This window comes from Faecalibacterium prausnitzii, assembly GCF_049532945.1.
GTDB classification, from domain to species: Bacteria; Bacillota; Clostridia; order Oscillospirales; family Ruminococcaceae; genus Faecalibacterium; species Faecalibacterium prausnitzii_N.
Map to the genome: position 1 here is coordinate 177,405 of NZ_CP186691.1, position 15,450 is coordinate 192,854.

The 15,450-nt window shown below is 41.1% G+C and carries 17 protein-coding genes and 1 pseudogene; 8 read left to right on the forward strand and 10 right to left on the reverse strand.

Features of this window, described 5'->3' with window-relative positions:
• Positions 1 to 33 precede the first annotated feature (33 nt).
• Positions 34 to 1,302: a GHKL domain-containing protein gene (locus tag ACNQFG_RS00810; RefSeq protein ID WP_423405656.1), complete on the reverse strand. Its 1,269-nt coding sequence runs from the start codon at positions 1,300 to 1,302 to the stop codon at positions 34 to 36.
• Positions 1,299 to 1,997: a LytTR family DNA-binding domain-containing protein gene (locus ACNQFG_RS00815; RefSeq protein WP_317422671.1), complete on the reverse strand. Its 699-nt coding sequence runs from the start codon at positions 1,995 to 1,997 to the stop codon at positions 1,299 to 1,301. The genes ACNQFG_RS00810 and ACNQFG_RS00815 overlap by 4 nt, the downstream gene beginning before the upstream one ends.
• Positions 1,998 to 2,176: 179 nt before the next feature.
• Between ACNQFG_RS00815 and ACNQFG_RS00820 the strand changes: the two genes are divergently transcribed.
• The 5 genes from ACNQFG_RS00820 (at position 2,177) to ACNQFG_RS00840 (ending at position 5,102) form a co-directional block, all read left to right on the forward strand.
• On the forward strand, positions 2,177 to 2,755 hold the full coding sequence (locus ACNQFG_RS00820) for an accessory gene regulator B family protein (protein ID WP_412621048.1): 579 nt from the start codon (positions 2,177 to 2,179) through the stop codon (positions 2,753 to 2,755).
• Between the two features lie 68 nt (positions 2,756 to 2,823).
• Positions 2,824 to 2,958, forward strand: a complete 135-nt coding sequence (locus tag ACNQFG_RS00825) for a cyclic lactone autoinducer peptide (RefSeq protein WP_165852945.1) — start codon at positions 2,824 to 2,826, stop codon at positions 2,956 to 2,958.
• A gap of 265 nt (positions 2,959 to 3,223) precedes the next feature.
• Entirely contained in the window at positions 3,224 to 3,970 is a 747-nt protein-coding gene (locus ACNQFG_RS00830) for a hypothetical protein (protein ID WP_133300985.1), read from the forward strand.
• Between the two features lie 31 nt (positions 3,971 to 4,001).
• On the forward strand, positions 4,002 to 4,391 hold the full coding sequence (locus ACNQFG_RS00835) for a hypothetical protein (protein ID WP_055187026.1): 390 nt from the start codon (positions 4,002 to 4,004) through the stop codon (positions 4,389 to 4,391).
• A gap of 195 nt (positions 4,392 to 4,586) precedes the next feature.
• Entirely contained in the window at positions 4,587 to 5,102 is a 516-nt protein-coding gene (locus ACNQFG_RS00840; protein ID WP_055187025.1) for a hypothetical protein, read from the forward strand.
• Between the two features lie 190 nt (positions 5,103 to 5,292).
• On the opposite strand, the gene ACNQFG_RS00845 is transcribed toward ACNQFG_RS00840, so the two are convergent.
• From ACNQFG_RS00845 to ACNQFG_RS00855, 3 genes and pseudogenes are all read right to left on the reverse strand, one after another.
• Entirely contained in the window at positions 5,293 to 5,649 is a 357-nt protein-coding gene (locus tag ACNQFG_RS00845) for a hypothetical protein (protein ID WP_055187024.1), read from the reverse strand.
• A 158-nt stretch (positions 5,650 to 5,807) separates the two neighbouring features.
• Positions 5,808 to 6,068 (reverse strand): DUF6061 family protein, encoded by a 261-nt coding sequence (locus tag ACNQFG_RS00850; protein WP_423405657.1) that lies wholly within the window; start codon positions 6,066 to 6,068, stop codon positions 5,808 to 5,810.
• 88 nt (positions 6,069 to 6,156) lie between these two features.
• Positions 6,157 to 6,471: pseudogene (locus tag ACNQFG_RS00855) on the reverse strand (toprim domain-containing protein); the annotation flags it as partial.
• Between the two features lie 251 nt (positions 6,472 to 6,722).
• Between ACNQFG_RS00855 and ACNQFG_RS00860 the strand changes: the two are divergent.
• From ACNQFG_RS00860 to ACNQFG_RS00870, 3 genes are all read left to right on the forward strand, one after another.
• Entirely contained in the window at positions 6,723 to 6,851 is a 129-nt protein-coding gene (locus ACNQFG_RS00860; protein WP_423405658.1) for a hypothetical protein, read from the forward strand.
• Between the two features lie 190 nt (positions 6,852 to 7,041).
• Entirely contained in the window at positions 7,042 to 7,431 is a 390-nt protein-coding gene (locus tag ACNQFG_RS00865; protein ID WP_423405659.1) for a TnpV protein, read from the forward strand.
• Positions 7,428 to 7,691 (forward strand): DUF6809 family protein, encoded by a 264-nt coding sequence (locus tag ACNQFG_RS00870; protein WP_423405660.1) that lies wholly within the window; start codon positions 7,428 to 7,430, stop codon positions 7,689 to 7,691. Before ACNQFG_RS00865 ends, ACNQFG_RS00870 begins: the two co-directional genes overlap by 4 nt.
• Before the next feature lie 128 nt (positions 7,692 to 7,819).
• Here the strand turns inward: ACNQFG_RS00870 and ACNQFG_RS00875 are convergent, their stop codons facing one another.
• Genes ACNQFG_RS00875 through ACNQFG_RS00895 form a run of 5 tightly spaced genes read right to left on the reverse strand, consistent with a single transcriptional unit; the run spans position 7,820 to position 15,438 of the window.
• Positions 7,820 to 9,529 carry an ATP-binding protein gene (locus ACNQFG_RS00875; protein ID WP_423405661.1) on the reverse strand — a complete coding sequence of 570 codons (1,710 nt, stop codon included), beginning with the start codon at positions 9,527 to 9,529 and terminating at the stop codon, positions 7,820 to 7,822.
• A gap of 12 nt (positions 9,530 to 9,541) precedes the next feature.
• Positions 9,542 to 10,540, reverse strand: coding sequence for an SIR2 family protein (locus ACNQFG_RS00880; RefSeq protein WP_423405662.1), 999 nt, complete (start codon positions 10,538 to 10,540; stop codon positions 9,542 to 9,544).
• A gap of 20 nt (positions 10,541 to 10,560) precedes the next feature.
• Positions 10,561 to 12,189, reverse strand: a complete 1,629-nt coding sequence (locus tag ACNQFG_RS00885; RefSeq protein WP_423405663.1) for an Eco57I restriction-modification methylase domain-containing protein — start codon at positions 12,187 to 12,189, stop codon at positions 10,561 to 10,563.
• Positions 12,186 to 15,221, reverse strand: coding sequence for an Eco57I restriction-modification methylase domain-containing protein (locus tag ACNQFG_RS00890; protein WP_423405664.1), 3,036 nt, complete (start codon positions 15,219 to 15,221; stop codon positions 12,186 to 12,188). The genes ACNQFG_RS00885 and ACNQFG_RS00890 overlap by 4 nt, the downstream gene beginning before the upstream one ends.
• On the reverse strand, positions 15,214 to 15,438 hold the full coding sequence (locus tag ACNQFG_RS00895) for a helix-turn-helix transcriptional regulator (protein ID WP_320761317.1): 225 nt from the start codon (positions 15,436 to 15,438) through the stop codon (positions 15,214 to 15,216). The genes ACNQFG_RS00890 and ACNQFG_RS00895 overlap by 8 nt, the downstream gene beginning before the upstream one ends.
• Positions 15,439 to 15,450 lie beyond the last annotated feature (12 nt).

Sequence of the window (15,450 nt, forward strand, 5' to 3'; positions counted from 1 at the left end):
GATTTATACGGATTGTTTGGCTGAGAAACATATTTAATTTTCGCAGTTCAGGCGGACTTGGACGGTAAACACACCGTCTTTCTTTTTCGTATAGAAGTCACCATGATTCTCCTGAACGATACGATTTATGTTCTTTAGTCCGTAACCGCGATACTCTCCGATGCGGATGCTGCGGACGGTATCGCTGTATGGATTCTCAAGCCGATAAAAGAGACTGCGATACTGCTTGCGCAGTTGTAGATGAATGATTCTCTGTTCCGCTGGCAGGTCGCAACAGGCTTCGATGGCATTGTCAAATGTGTTTCCGATAATGATGCTCAAAGACAACGATGAGATCGTCAGGACTTCAGGAATCGTCACATCCAGTTTGACGTTGATGTTATTCCTTTCCGCAATTCGTAAGTAATAATTCAAAAGAGCATCAACAACAGGATTTCCGACCGCAGAAATATTTGTGGAACGCTCGAAAACATCCGTGGCAGCCTGCGCAATCTTGTGAAGTTCTTCGGTATCACCGTGTTCTGCAACTGCCTGCATCGCCAGGATGTATTTCTTCACATCATGCCGCAGAGAACGGACTTCTTCCTGGCGTTCTTTGAGCTGCTGGTAGTATTCCATTTGAAGATTGTACTGCTGTTCGTTGAACTTAACTTTGAATTTTTCCAGTTCATTTTCCCGGAGAGCTTCCACATAGAACACGATCAGGATGTTTATAAGGAGAAGCACCGCCATAAGACCGACCATATAATCCGGAAAATACTCATCCGCAGCATGATACTGTGCCACATAACAGACAGCAATACTTGCGATTTGAATCGCAATGATCGGCAGCAGCCATAGGATACGCAGAGCATTTCCTTTTCGGCTGAAAAAATGTGAGATCAGGACTACGAGTGGAATTTGAATCAGGTTTGAAAAAACAACATAGACCAACCGTGCTGCCCCAGCCTGCATTAGAATGTCGGTATCCGGGATACGCAGCCCAATCAGAAGCATTGCAAGCACTTCCACCAAAGCAATCAGTGTGAAGAAAGCTCCGCTTGCAAAAACCGCCTGCCACGGTCGAACCTCATAGAACAGCAATGCAAGGAAAAATCCGCCAACTAAAAGATAGATCGTGCGCTGCGTCACCCAATCCGGGAATAAACTCAAAGCACACTGCCCAGCAATCAAGAGTGCAACATAGGCATAGAACCACCTTGAGACGGGCTCCTTTTTGGGAAACAGCCGACCGATAAAAAGCAGCAACAGGGCAATGTTGGCAAAGCTCCCTGCAAACTCAACGAAATAATAAAGCATCATCTTCCCAAATAAGCGTTGAAGATCTGATTGAACTCCTGACGCTTCCTCCTGCTGATCGGCAGCTGATGTCCGCTGGAAAGAAAAACAGCGGTTCCCGTAGCGTAAACAATGTGTTCCATGTTGACGAGATAACTTTTGTGTGGTGACACAAAGCACCGTTTGGGAAGCTGCTCCAAGACTTCAGGAATGCTCATTCGCAATGTAAGGTCTTGCTCCTTGCAGTGAATCAGAACTTTATGTCCGTGGCTTTCCAGAAAGTAAATGTCCGATGTTTCCAAGGACATGGTAACACCATCGTATTCGATCGTGAAATGTTTGGAGTTCAGTTCCTGAAGGACGGCATCCATTGCCGCAGCGAACAGCGTCTGATCCAAAGGTTTGACAAGGTAGCGGAATGCAATGCCATATCCCTGCACAGCGTACTCATGCCGCTTCGTGACAAATACCACCAAAGGATGCTTCTCCATCTGAATCAAAGACTGCGCCAGCTGAAAACCGTTGGATGGCATCTCGATATCGAGAAGAAGCAGATCAAAGGATTTCTTCTGCATTTGCAATTCGCTCAGAAGTTCGTTTCCATCCATGTAAGTTTCAATGTCAAAGCAGCCTTGCACATCGTACTGCTGGACGCTTTGAACAATGCCATCAAGGTCTGATTTCTCATCATCGCAGACTGCAACGTGGTACTTCAGCATTTCGACAACCTCCACAAAATAATGTCCTGCTACTATTATAGACTGTGCAAAGGCTCCTTACAAGTAGCCTGACCTACCACTTTTGTCACCAGAACGACCAGTTTTGCCAAACCTCTTGATTTTGCTGAAATTTATGATACAGTGAAGCAAAAATCAGAAGATAAGGTGGCGCAACTGCAATGTGGGAACGCACGCTGTCTCAAAAATCAGTCCGTCTTTTCTGCGAGCAAAAAGTGATAGATGAAGCAAAGGCGGATGCGTATGTCTATGGGTACGAGTTGCTCATATCATCTGTTGTGAGCGTTCTGCTTGTTGTTTTAATCGCTGTTGTGTGTGGTGATGTGCGGTACGCACTTTCATTTTTGATTGGGTTTATCCCACAGCGAATCTACATTGGCGGATACCATGCAACATCGCACACCAGATGCTATTTGGCATTCTCCGGACTGGCACTTATCTGCATTTTGCTAAGTAAGGCAATCGCAGCAAATCACCTTTTCCGTATCCTGACAACAGTAGCTCTTTTGGGCATCTCTATCTTTCTCTCACCTATCGAAGCAAAGAATAAGCCTTTAAGTGAAAAGAAGCGGTCAAGTTACAAGATGGTCGCATCTGTTCTTTCGTCAATAGATTTCCTGTTTGCCATTTTCAATGTGCTTCCGGACACCCGCAGTATAACGGTATACTACATTTCAAAATGGGTTTTAGTGATTTTTGCAATCATTCCGTTTTTTCAGAAACAAGCGAAGATATCCTAAGGTACGAGGGCGTTCATGTGTTTTCAGAAGATGAATGCTCTAAAAAATATCAAACGGAGGTAACAGAAATGAAAAAGATTATGTTGCTCTTGAGCAAGGTCACTTGCATTATGGCAATGGCTCTCGCAGTCTTGAGCGTGAACAGCACCTGTGGCTTTACGGCATATCAGCCGGATGTCCCGGAATCGCTTGAGCATGACTGAAATTCATATGAAAGGTAAGATAGCGATACTCTTACGGGATATATTTCTTGATAATTTTCTAAAAGGAACTGTTCGATTATGTTGGAGCTGCTTTCATTCATTATGTTGATTGTTCGTCAGCTTTTCTATATTCTAGGCGTCCTTGCATTTGGAAAATATCTCTTGAAAAAGTGAGAGCATCGATAATCAATGTACTTCGGAGGTGTTTCCGATGCACAGATGAGAGTCCGTTGTTCTATAGGAATGCATGAAAGGAAAAAACAAAATGAAAACAAAAACATATTTGCGTTATATTTCCTGCGTGTTAGCGGTGCTGCTTTGTGTTGCTTCCATTATGCCCATTGCCTTTGCAGATTCAACAAATCATGGCAATAGCGAATCTCTTTTGACAGGATCAAATTATTCTGTTTCGTACTCGATGAATGGAAAAGATGTTGTTGAACAGCTTACAATTCGTGATGGAGGTATCACACGAATTACGCGTACGGTGCATCCTAATGATGTGATGGACATTGTTGTTGTAGGTGCATCTGGTGAATCAACAACATCAACTGCAAGAAGTGACTATAGCTTGTTCTATGAAATTTATCAAGATCAGCAAAATTACAAAAACGGACAGCTGGCACAAATTCCTGCACTCACTGGAAGCGAGGTGACAGGGTCGCAGTTCAAGCACCGCTATGTTGGCACAAGTGCAACCGATACGGTTTATGCTAGTGATTTGCGTAAATGCAAAAAAGCATCTGATGTAGCCAGTATTTTAGCAACTGCATGGGGAAGCACACCAGCAGCAGTTATTTCTTCTACAGCATCGTTTATTTTCGATCAGATGCTTCAGAGTATGTCCTCGGACTGCTATAAAGTGACAATATCTTCTATTACGTATGAAGTCCTATTTTCCTATGACAATAGCTACTATACACATTGCTATCATCAAACTGTCAAGGAATATAAGTCAAATGGCTCTTTGATTCGGTCTAAAACGGATTATTATCAGGCCATTGGTGGCTGATAGTGACTTCAAAGAACAGGGAGAACATGTAATGGGATTCTTTAAGCAAAAAGGGCCACTCCAAAGAGATTTCTGCGAAGTATTGCTATATGTTGTGGCTTTATGGGCATTGAAGCCAGCAAGCCTTCAGGATATCCTGACGGTGAATCAATGCGATGGAATGTGGTTCTTTTCCGCAGCATTTTTTGCCATTGTTTTTGTAGGAATCGTTTCAGATTATCTTCTGATTACAAATCATTTCGTTGCATGGAAAGCAATACACGGCAATGTCAATCAAACAACATTTCAGGAACTTCAGAAATTTGCGCTGTGCGAAAATCAAAAAGTTGCTATTGAGCCAAAGTTGGCAAGTTGTATTTTAGTGGTTTTGGCAGGTTGTTTAACAGCGGCATTCGTATGGTTCACATTTATTTGCCGATGAGCATACACCTGAGTTGAAAATTTGCGGCTTTATAGTGTGATGAGGTGGCTGTTAGTGATATTGCTTTTGATCACGATGATGCCAATATACTAAAATTTTGTAAGAGGTGATTCCAGTGCAGAATTAAGCGAAAAAGAATCCAAATTGTAGCTGGGTGACTTGTAACAGTCAATAAAATATAAGGAGCAAATCGACATGAAAAAGATGACCCGAAATGAATTCCTTAAAATGGCTGGAACGAGTGCTGCGTTGGTTGTTTTCAACACAGTTTTGATGCCTGCTGCTGTTGCAGTTGAACCAGGCGTTGTAGCACTTTCTTCCAAAAAATCTAGTATCGAAATTGATAAAGGAACAACTGTAAACTCTGCAACATTCAAACTTGTCCCAATTTCTCGCGAAACCTTCTGGGGCGATGCTGGTTCATGTACACTTGATTATCTGTCTGAAGGGTATATCCAATGGACGATTACCGTTCCGGGTGCAGTAATTGTTTCCTTTGAAGGTAACCTGCATTTCAATAAACTTGGTACACCCTTTGGAACCTTTGATCATGCCATTTCTGCATACGGCACAATCGGTACGGAAGATGTAAAATATGGACTCTCTAAAGGAAAATGGGAGGTTGAGTTTACTGGAATTGCTACTGCGGCTAACGGCGATATGTATAGTGTCGTTGATGGCGCAACATTAGCTTTCAGTGTCACCAAATGATTCTGCCATATAATCTACGTATTTGATTTTTACAAAATAGCTTATCACATAGAACAAGCCCCACCTGCAGTAGATTCTTCGATTTGGAATATCTATTGTAGGTGGGGCTTTTAGATAAATTTATTTATTCAAGTTTGCCTTTATGTCTTTAAGGAGTTTTTATAGAGAGATAGCTTAAAAAACGATGATATCACAATTGCTGGATTTCTTGTTCGGCCAACCAAGCGAGTTTATTCCAGTTGTTTACACGACACCGTTTGCCGATAAATTCCAATATTTTTTTGTGAGTTTCTTTTGGCAGAGTATCGCCATTATGACATGCAAGAAATGTAAAAGGTTTAGGGATGTCTTCTTTTTTATCGGCCAATAATAAAATATATCCGATATACTTTCCCTGTTCAGATATCACATAAAATTCAGGTAGACAGTTTTCTTTACTGCTCTGAACAATTTCTTTAAAAATGTCTAATGGTATTTTTTGGGGAACAGCAGAGGCATAGACGTATTGAATGGCATTATCTTCATTTTTCAACCATGTAATCTCCATACTTATCTTCTTTTCCTTTTTGCAAACACAGTTAAAGCATTAAATATATTGTTATTATACCACATTTGTTGTGTGTTGGACTATGATTTGAAATTATTTGGCATTTTAACCAGTTTATCAAATGACTTATTGTGCGAGTAAGAGAATTTTAATCATAATCATTCGCTTGACCAATTTGTAACACAAAATACGTTACAATGATTTTCGGCGGTAGCCATGAAAAAACGATGACACTCAATCCTCCGTGTCAACCCCACTGTAAAGTAGCGGGTTGAGGATGTTCTGAGGCAGTTGGGCATCCTGTTGGCGACGGCAGAGCCATCCGTGAACCGGGCTTCCACCCGGTTGGTGTCCATGTTATAGTGGCAGGAAAGCACTTTTTGAGAGTGATTATGATCGAAATTCTGATTTCGTTTCATTTGAATAGCTCCTTTAATGACTTTGAAATTTGATTTTCAACGAGATGAGGTCTCTTTTTTCTTTTCCTTAAGTCACCTATCCGCACTATCCTGCGTCGGTTGCACAGATCAGACTCTCCACATCTTTCCGCTGCATGAGCTTTTTCAGGATTCCGAACTGCTTTTTCGTGCTGGCGGACACCTGATACTGCCAATGTTCCGGCAAAATCGGAAGATCATCATACTTCCACTTTGCATACTTTTCATCATAGGCTTCCGGCTGGGAAAGTTCCACCAGATGCCCCACACACCAACTGACAAGGTAGCCATTGCCCTCCATATAACCGTCCCCGCGCTGATCTGCCCCGATCACTTTCGAGAGACTCATGGCAACCGAGGGCTTTTCCGCTAATACAAGCTTCATTCGATACTGCTCCTTTCGCAAAAAAATTAGCAGCCAGGCACCGAAGCGCATGACTGCTATGTAAGGAACGGTATTCTGTTTTAGGTCTACAAACTGGAATTTGTTTGTACAATGTTCAAGATATAACTGTTATTATATCTTGATTATTGTCCACCAGTAATTTGACCACTATAAACCCATAAATTTCCGTTCAAATTCCATCAAAACCGAACAGTCCAGGCAGAATTTTGGGTATAGAAAAAGCCCGGAAAATGGCGTATTTCCGGGCTTTTTTAGCATTTTTAAGTTGTAGATTATCGCTTGCTGAACTTCAAGGACTTGGTGCTGGCCCTGCCAACCATCTGGTCATTTCTTCGCTTTTAGCCAGATTTTTGGCTTAATATCGTTGTTTTTCTACACATCAGATTCTAATTTTTATCCTCGTGCATGACGCACAAAAGCAGGTTTTGCTCCTTATGTGTACCTTGCGTATTGCTGCCCAGGGCGACGCAGGACAACGGTAGGGAAAGAAACCTGGTTGCTGTTCTTGTCATCACCTCAAAATTAAATTCACACACGGAGGACAGCATAATGAAAAAATACATTTTCGATCAAAGCAACGGCCTTTGGTATGAACTCCAGGGCGACTCCTATATCCCCTGCTTAGTGTTGGATGAAACAGGGACATCTCCTATTGGTATGTGGGGCAGAAAGCACCAGCAATACCTGAAAGAACATCGTCCCGTGCTCTATTTCGACCTTGTTCTCAGCGGGAAATTGCACAGCTATCTGGCTGATATTGATACCCAGGCACGAAACAAACTCCATCTGCTCATAACACAGCTGGCAGAGAAGGAGGGTATCAATGAGCAGCTGAAAGCGCAGGACCAGATGGCATGGGTCGGTGCCATGAACAACATCCGAAATCGGGCGGAAGAAATCATCCTCCAAGAGCTGATCTATGGGGAGGATGCCGTATGATACTTCTTGAAGAATTTTGGTATGGTAACATTGAACCGACGAAATACGACACAAACTCCTGCAAGGAATACAAGGAAGTGCTTTGCCTGATTGCCCGAAATGAGGAAAAGCTTCTGGCTACTATGACAGATGATCAGAAAGAACTGTTCTCTCGATATACGGACGCCGTTCGTGAATATCAGACCATGGCAGAGTGCCTGCTGTTCCGGAATAGTTTTAAGCTGGGGGCCAGAATGATGCTTGAGGTCATGGAAGAATAAATCAGCAACTAAATGAAGTCAATCAGCCGGGCAGTGGGATGCTGCTCGGCTGATTTATTACTTCAACTCGCTCCTGGCTCTTAAGCTTAGTACAACTGTTGCGAGAGGTAGAAGCAAGTGTTTTATGATTATTTGGATTGTTTTCTCAGCGCCTCAATCGCATTACGGATATTAACTGCCGAAGTTTCCTTAGCCCACTCATCCCAGAAATCAATCGTCGCACTTCTTGGCTTCAGCTTTGGAGGCGCAATCCTAATTCTGCTCGGAAGAAGACTGGCATCCCCCACAATCAACGCTTCACCAATATCCAAAATTGGGAGCATCTCTGCATAATCACCTAAGCTATCAGGAAGCAATCTCTTGACTACCGCCTGGTCATCAGCGTTGGTCAAACGCATTGCAATAAAGTTGTTGCTCTGACTCAACACCGTTCGATTTACTTCTGACGGGCGTTGAGATATTACTACCAGTCCAACTCCGTATTTACGCCCTTCCTTTGAAATTCGCTCAAAAGTAACCAAACTGGCATCATCAATACTTTTCTCTGTATGAGCAGGGATATACAAATGAGCCTCATCGCAGAAAATAGCTATTGGATGTCGCTCTCCAACTTGTGACCACTGCTGAACTGAGAAAACGACTCTCGCAATCAAGGAGACTATCAGAGGAAGAATATCAGAAGGAACCTCGGAGAAGTCTATAATTTTGACACCCTTTTTCCCATTTTGTGCTGGTAGCATCAGTTTACAGCAAAGTTCATCCATATAGTCATATTTTAACAGCGATTCCTCTCGGCTAAACATAAAGTTCAATCGTTTATCTTTTCGCTTTGTCTCTAATCTTTGGATGAAACGAGTAAACTGACCGTTGTACGGTCCCTTTTTCTCTGCCCCTGCACGTGCTCCCGGTACCATTTCTTGATCTAACGCTGTCAGACAGTCGATCATTTTATCCAAGCTATAAGGAATGGGACTATCTAACGTAATGTTAGCTTCCATTTCTTCTAAGCCCATACCATGTAAAAAGTCTTTTTTATGCTTAATTACTTGGTTACTGAACATCATAGCCTGATTAGGTGCATTATTATCACTACGATCTAACATTAGAGACAACATTTCTTCATAAGTAAGTAGCCAATATGGAAGAAACAGAATACCTTCTGATATGGTATCATTAGGGCCCGCAACCTTTAAGTGTGTAAAGTTGTCTCCCTCCAGCGTAGAGTACTCCCCATGAATATCAAAAAGAAGTGCATCTGCTGATTTCAGCTCAGCTACTTGCTCAAGTATTTTTGCTACGCACCAAGATTTTCCGGAGCCAGTACTGCCAACAATTACAGCATGACGTTGAAATAGTTTATTACCATTAATCCATGCAGTCGCATCTTCATCAATAGAATAATTTCCGATTTGAAGACAAATTTGATCTTGTCCTTCAGGAACAGAAGAGACCGCCTGCATAAATTGTTTCAATCTTTCGCCATTAATCAGGTAACATTCTGCATTAATGGTTGGAACTGTTGCCAAAGAGCGGCGGAAGACATTTTCTTTGAGACCTTCTTTATCTAAATGTGTTCCGATCAGCACTACTTTAATCACATTAAAGCTCAAATCTGGCGTTAGGTCTTCTGCAGAATCTGTAAATCCAGATTTTCGTATAATTTTAGATACCAATCCAATTAAGTGGTGACCTACTTTAGAGCTTTGAATAGTCACAAGGTGATTAACTTGTAGTCCTCTAAGCTTGTCATCATTCTCAACTTTAATAATTGCTGTGGATGTATCTACGCTTTCTACTGTTCCCAGCAACTCATCTTGGTTATATTCAAATATGCCCATCACACTACCTCCTCACCATATTTTTAGAAATTCTTCAAGAGACCAATATTGTCCATCATATGTCTCAGACCAACCATTGCTATAAACGGTAGTATGCTGATCATCTGCCCTTTCAAAGATTAAATACTTTCGTATTTTAGCTTCTATAATATGTTTTCGGCATGCCTCCGTCATAGTACGAGCAAGAATAATAATTGGTTTTCCTGTTGCTATTTGCGCCAACAGTTTCGGTTGAATATGTTCGTCATTAAATCCATATCCAATACACAAATATGCTCCTGCTTGGATAAATGCCTTGTCCGCTTCAGCAATGATCGAACGATACGGTTCTTTATGGGTGCTGCTATATTTTTCTTTTCCTGGTGGTACAACAAGAGGATAAAACCCTTCCGGGATTTTTCTTGACATTGGTACAGAAATGATTTTATCATTTCTATCAACAAACCAATCCAGTGAACCATGAACTTTCCAAATATCAACAGTTCGTTCCCTACACCGTGTGCGGCGCTGCTTAGTTGCCGAACTTGGAATTTCTAATTTCCGCAAAATAGAACCTTCGAATCCAGTAATAGATGTGGCATCAATGCCATCCGCAGCATATTCAGGAAGTCTATCATAGTTTGTAGTAACAACAACTGCCTTATTTGGTGCAGGTGCGATTACCTTATTTAGCAATTCCACAAATTCTTTAGGCGGAGATAATTGGTTCGTGTCAAAGAATTCCGTATCATGGCGATTTATGGTTTCCCAAGTCACTGTCCTGATGTGTTCAATGGTTTCCGGCCTAAGTTGAACACTATCGATTGCCGCCTCAAGACCGCTTGCATCTATTGCTTGATATAAGTTTGCAAACTCTGGATCGTCTTTTACAACGGGGTCAGCCTCTATTGCTTCAGCCAAATTTCTCATGGAAGGTAGTCCGTACGGCATTGAAGCACCTGACCCTAATACAATTAGTGGACTGTTTTCCAAATAGCTTTGCGCCAAATTAACACAACCATCCCAGTCCATATATTCTACCGCCTTTCTCCTTAGCCTTTTCGATTTTTTCTTGAAAGTCTACGGTCCCTCATTTTGCTCCAAATGTTATGGAGTAGTTCTACCTCATGAGCTGTAAGACCAAGCCCCTGATGTAGCAGAATTTCATCCGTATACTGAAGAATATCATCAATTTTTCCTTCACGTTGCAATGCATCCATCTTGTCCAAATCGAGTTTATCAGCTGCTATCATGGGTATACGCATTTTGCGCATCTCGCCTGGCTCAAAGGTCAAAACACCACCGCCATAGCTTCGGCCCAATGTTTCACTAAGCGCCAGAGTATATGTGTTTAGGAATGCTCCAACAACTGTTCTGCCATCAACCCCTTCATGGAACCGAACCTTATGAAGTGTATCTGTCACAAGTGCATGTCTATTATTCAGGACCATCTTGGGGTAAAGATTAGCCTGTCGTACTAAAAACGCCTCTGCACGCCATGTATAAGAAACATGGTACCATCTTGGCCTAATTCGGCATTTATAATTTTTGTTATACTCTTGAGCTTCGCCCCACTGGATATACTTTCGTTGAGATTTTGGCAATTCATCAATCTGTAGGTCTGCGGGCTCAAAGAAATAGACTTTTTTGCCTGCTTTAACCAGATTTTCGTAGTCCTGTTCAGTCAACTCAAGACCTTTAATCTGATCCGTACGGCTAATAATGGGAACCACACTTTCCTGCAGATGAAATTTATCTACAATTTCTTGGTTTATTACAAAAAAAGCATTTTCGCCACTCACCAAACCGACATTCACATCATAAAGATCTGTTGCATTTGTAATCTTACTGGATTTGTTAAGTCGATCAAGAAGGTTCAGCTCTTCGTTTGAAAGATAGTATTTTACCCACTTATCTTTGCTGTGGTCCAGTTTTTTCACTTCTACAATTTCCAAACACGCTTGACCAGCAGAAATTAAAGACTCCAAACCATCTAACTCAACAACTCTAATGCCCTGTTTGGTCGATTTTCTTTCACCGAGAAGTAGAATGACTTCCTGCTGAATATCATCGAAAACCAGCTTTTTAAATGTTACGAGAGTCAGGCTTTCAAAGTAATTGCTTAAAAACAGTCTTGCTTCAGCAGCATAATCCACCTGAAACAGTTCAGCCGGAATTACCATACCTACTCGACCATCTGGTTTCAACGCTTTGCAAGCAAGCACAAGGAAAGGCAGCCAAATGTTCATAAGTCGATTCGGCTGGAAGCCATGTTTTGTCATCAGTTCAAACGCAACTTTCCGATGCTCTTCTTCAAAATTTTGGTAACGAATGAAGGGCGGATTTCCTACGATGACATCAAACTCTTTTTCCCCATCAATGCACTTCTGATAGTAGGTAAAAAAGTCGCTCTGGACTACATTAGGTCCGTACTGACTGGCTTTACTTGCTTCAACTTTATCCAGTTCAACACCAGTAACATTGTGTTTAATGGACTGATCTGATGCTCCCATTTTGTGCAGCCTATCTGCAATGGCGCTGATGAAACTTCCGTCTCCGCAACTTGGTTCCAGAATTTCATCATTCTTCGTCCTGATTGCCCAAGTTGCAATAAACTCTGCTATCTTTTCAGGCGTATAATATCCGCCTCTCAATTTGTTGTATCCTTCGATTGGTTTCATTCTTCATCCCCGTTTTCCTGAGCTTCCACTTGATATAATTCATCAATCAAAGTATTCAACTCATCGTTTACTGCATTTATAGAGCGTTCAAACACAGTTCTCTCCGTAGTATTTCGTGCATGATTGGCCTGATTCTTTAGATTCATAATCGTACGTACATGTTCAACAATATTATCATGCTTCTGCACATCTGACGGATTCCCATAGTCAATCCGATAAATTGGCAATGTCGCAATAAACTGTTTTCCATGTGAGTAGTAATCTTCACGGAAAATACTGGCTTTACTTTTCACTAAAAGTTCCATCAGCCAATGATTTAAGATTGCCTGCACATAGAAAATTGATTCTTGAGCATTTTGTTTCATCTGCAGGCCATAGAACGGCCCATTTCCTCCACCAGTAAAAACAACCAGTTCATCATCGTAAACATAATTGGAGGACAGCGAGAGTACGGGCCAGACTAAGTGCTCACCAGACATAAATCTTCTCAAGCTTTGGCTGCGGCCAAATGCATACCAATTCAGTTCCGTTCGATTGGGCATATTACGCCTATCCAATGCCTGTTTATGACGCCTTAGGTACTCGAATGCGTGAGGGAACTGGTTCTCCATTTCCTCTATATCATAAAGCTTAGGCTTTCCGTCAACTTCTTTGTATGGGAAAATAATATAACTATTTGCTGTAATCTTCTCGTAGCTCGTCAGTTTGGCATCATAGACGCTTTTTCTTAAGATGCCTTTTTCGAGCTGAAACTCAGTTCCATTTTCTTCATGACTGTATACGAAATCTACATCTTCCCGATCTACATGAATGATATAAATATTGTCAGCGCTTGTCTGTACTCCCACAAAAATATCAGCTAAATTTGCAAGAGGTTCGCAATTCTCCTCGGCTCTATGCAGCTGGTTAATAAGTAACTGCGGCAAAAAAGCCCAAGGCTGCCGAGACAAATAAGGGGCCGCATATGTAGCGCATTCCACAGTGTGCTCAAACAAGAACTGGTTTAGATTCTGCACAAATCCAATCTGAAATTCATCATTCGGCTGCTTTGACATAATCAAAATACAAGTATAAGTACTTCTGTTTTCAAAGACCTGATGTGTGCCGAAGTGCATAATTTTTTTAACATTTCTATGAGCTGAGAGAAGTCCTCTTAATTCAGCACCAGATTGGATGTTCATGAATTTATGGGGAACAATATAGCCTAAAACACCGGTATCTTTTAAAAGTGAAAGAGCTCTTTCAATAAACAAATAATACTTATCTAATGTCTCCGTAACTGCAGTTACATATCCAGAGTGATTACTCTTGTAAAAAGCATATTCCTCCGGCGAGTAGTGAACCATGTTCTGCACTCGGATATAGGGAGGGTTGCCTATAATGGCATCAAACTTTCCTGCTGGAAACTCGTGGTTCCAATCAAACATCCGCAACTTGTTCATCAAATTAGGATTTTGATAAATTGTACGGTTGTAACGAGCATAGCTTGTATCAACCAAACTGTTTCCAAGTTTGATATTCTCGTCCAAATTAGGCAAAATCCGGTTGTGCGTTCTTACATGGTACGCATCTAATTCTTCCGCTGAAGAATCCTCCAATACTTTTAACAGCAAACTGAATTTTGTCACTTCAATTGCCAGAGGATCAATATCTACGCCAAAAATTAGATTCTTCATAATATCTCGTTTCTGTTCATAAGAAAGAAAAAGGCTTTGTGTCCCAGGAAGTTGATACAGGCTACCATTTTGCAGAGATTCTTCCAATTTATTTTGGCGTAAATATTCAATGTGAAAATTCACCACATACTCAAATGCAGACAGCAAAAAGTTTCCAGATCCACAACAAATATCAGCAATATGATAATTTGCCACTTCTTCTGGTGTCTTCCCCGCATATAAACTGCTCAAGGTTTCATTCACGATAATATCGGTAATATTTTTCGGAGTATTAACAGTTCCTTGAGCATCTACCACTTCGGGTTTTTTAGCAGAGATAACTTGACCGTCGGCCTCAATTTCCAGGGTTTCAGCTAAGAATAGTTCATAGATCTGACCGATAATATAGGGATCTACAACTCCAAATTCATAAGAATTATTCGGATAATACAAGCTCTGGAAAATATCAATGATGACAGCATCAGAAATAATCAGCCGATCTTCATCCAGCATCTCAAATAATCCAGAATCATATTTTTGGTCAGCAACCGCAAACAGATTTTTTAACTCTTGATATGTCGTAATTCTCCTTAGTGATTCGTAATTTTCAAGATTTTTATCTTCACAAATGCGCAAGAAAATAGATCGATTCAAAATTCTCTGGACAAAAATATTAAGGGTAACAGCATCGACATTGGGATTGTTCCGCACAACATCGCTACCTAATTGATTTCTCCATCCACGAATTTGATCCAGAAAATAAGCATCGAAAGGTTCTCTGCGCATTGTACCATGGACATTACCGAAGACTCGCTGGAAATCTCCGTTTAAGACCGACTCTTTCGAGAGCAACGAGTAAATTTCCTCAAACTTATCTTCATATTCAGTGTAATGATAGTGTGCAATAAGTGCGGTGCCAATTTCATCGCCTTCAACTGGGCGTACTGTACAATCATATATAAATAAATCTGTGAAATTAGTAAGGACAGATACTTTAAGGTTTCCGCTCCATCCATAGCGTCGTAACTGGAAAGATGGTGCTCGGTCAACAGTGATGTTTACAGAAGGTTTTTTCGTCTCTAAAAAGAAAAGTATTTCTGTTCCGACTTTGAAGGAATAATCAGGCTTTTTGCTCCTATGTGCACCATTTTCTTCAACTAAAACTGTAGCTTCGTGAGTAACTTCTCGTAAATGCTGAGGCAATCCTGCTTCATTTAAAACATCCCACCCCAGCAGTTGAAAGAACGGGTTCACGAAATCTACTCTCACTTGGGTTTCGTTATATGTCGCTTGTTGATACTGGTCAAAATTACTGTTGTATATGCTAACCAAATTTCTTAATTGATTCTGGGCTGCAACCAAGTTTACATTAGGCATTGTCACGACCCTCTTTCTCAGGAACAAATTCCAAAATATCATCTACTCCGCAGTTCAATGCCAAGCATATTTTTTCAATGCTTTCTGTTGAGATATACTCATCTCTTTTGAGACGAGTGATAATATTGGCACTTACACCTGCCATATCTTTCAATTGAACATTGGAAATTTTTTTATCTATCATCAAATGAAAAAGCTTATCGTAACAAACTGCCATACCGCACCTCTC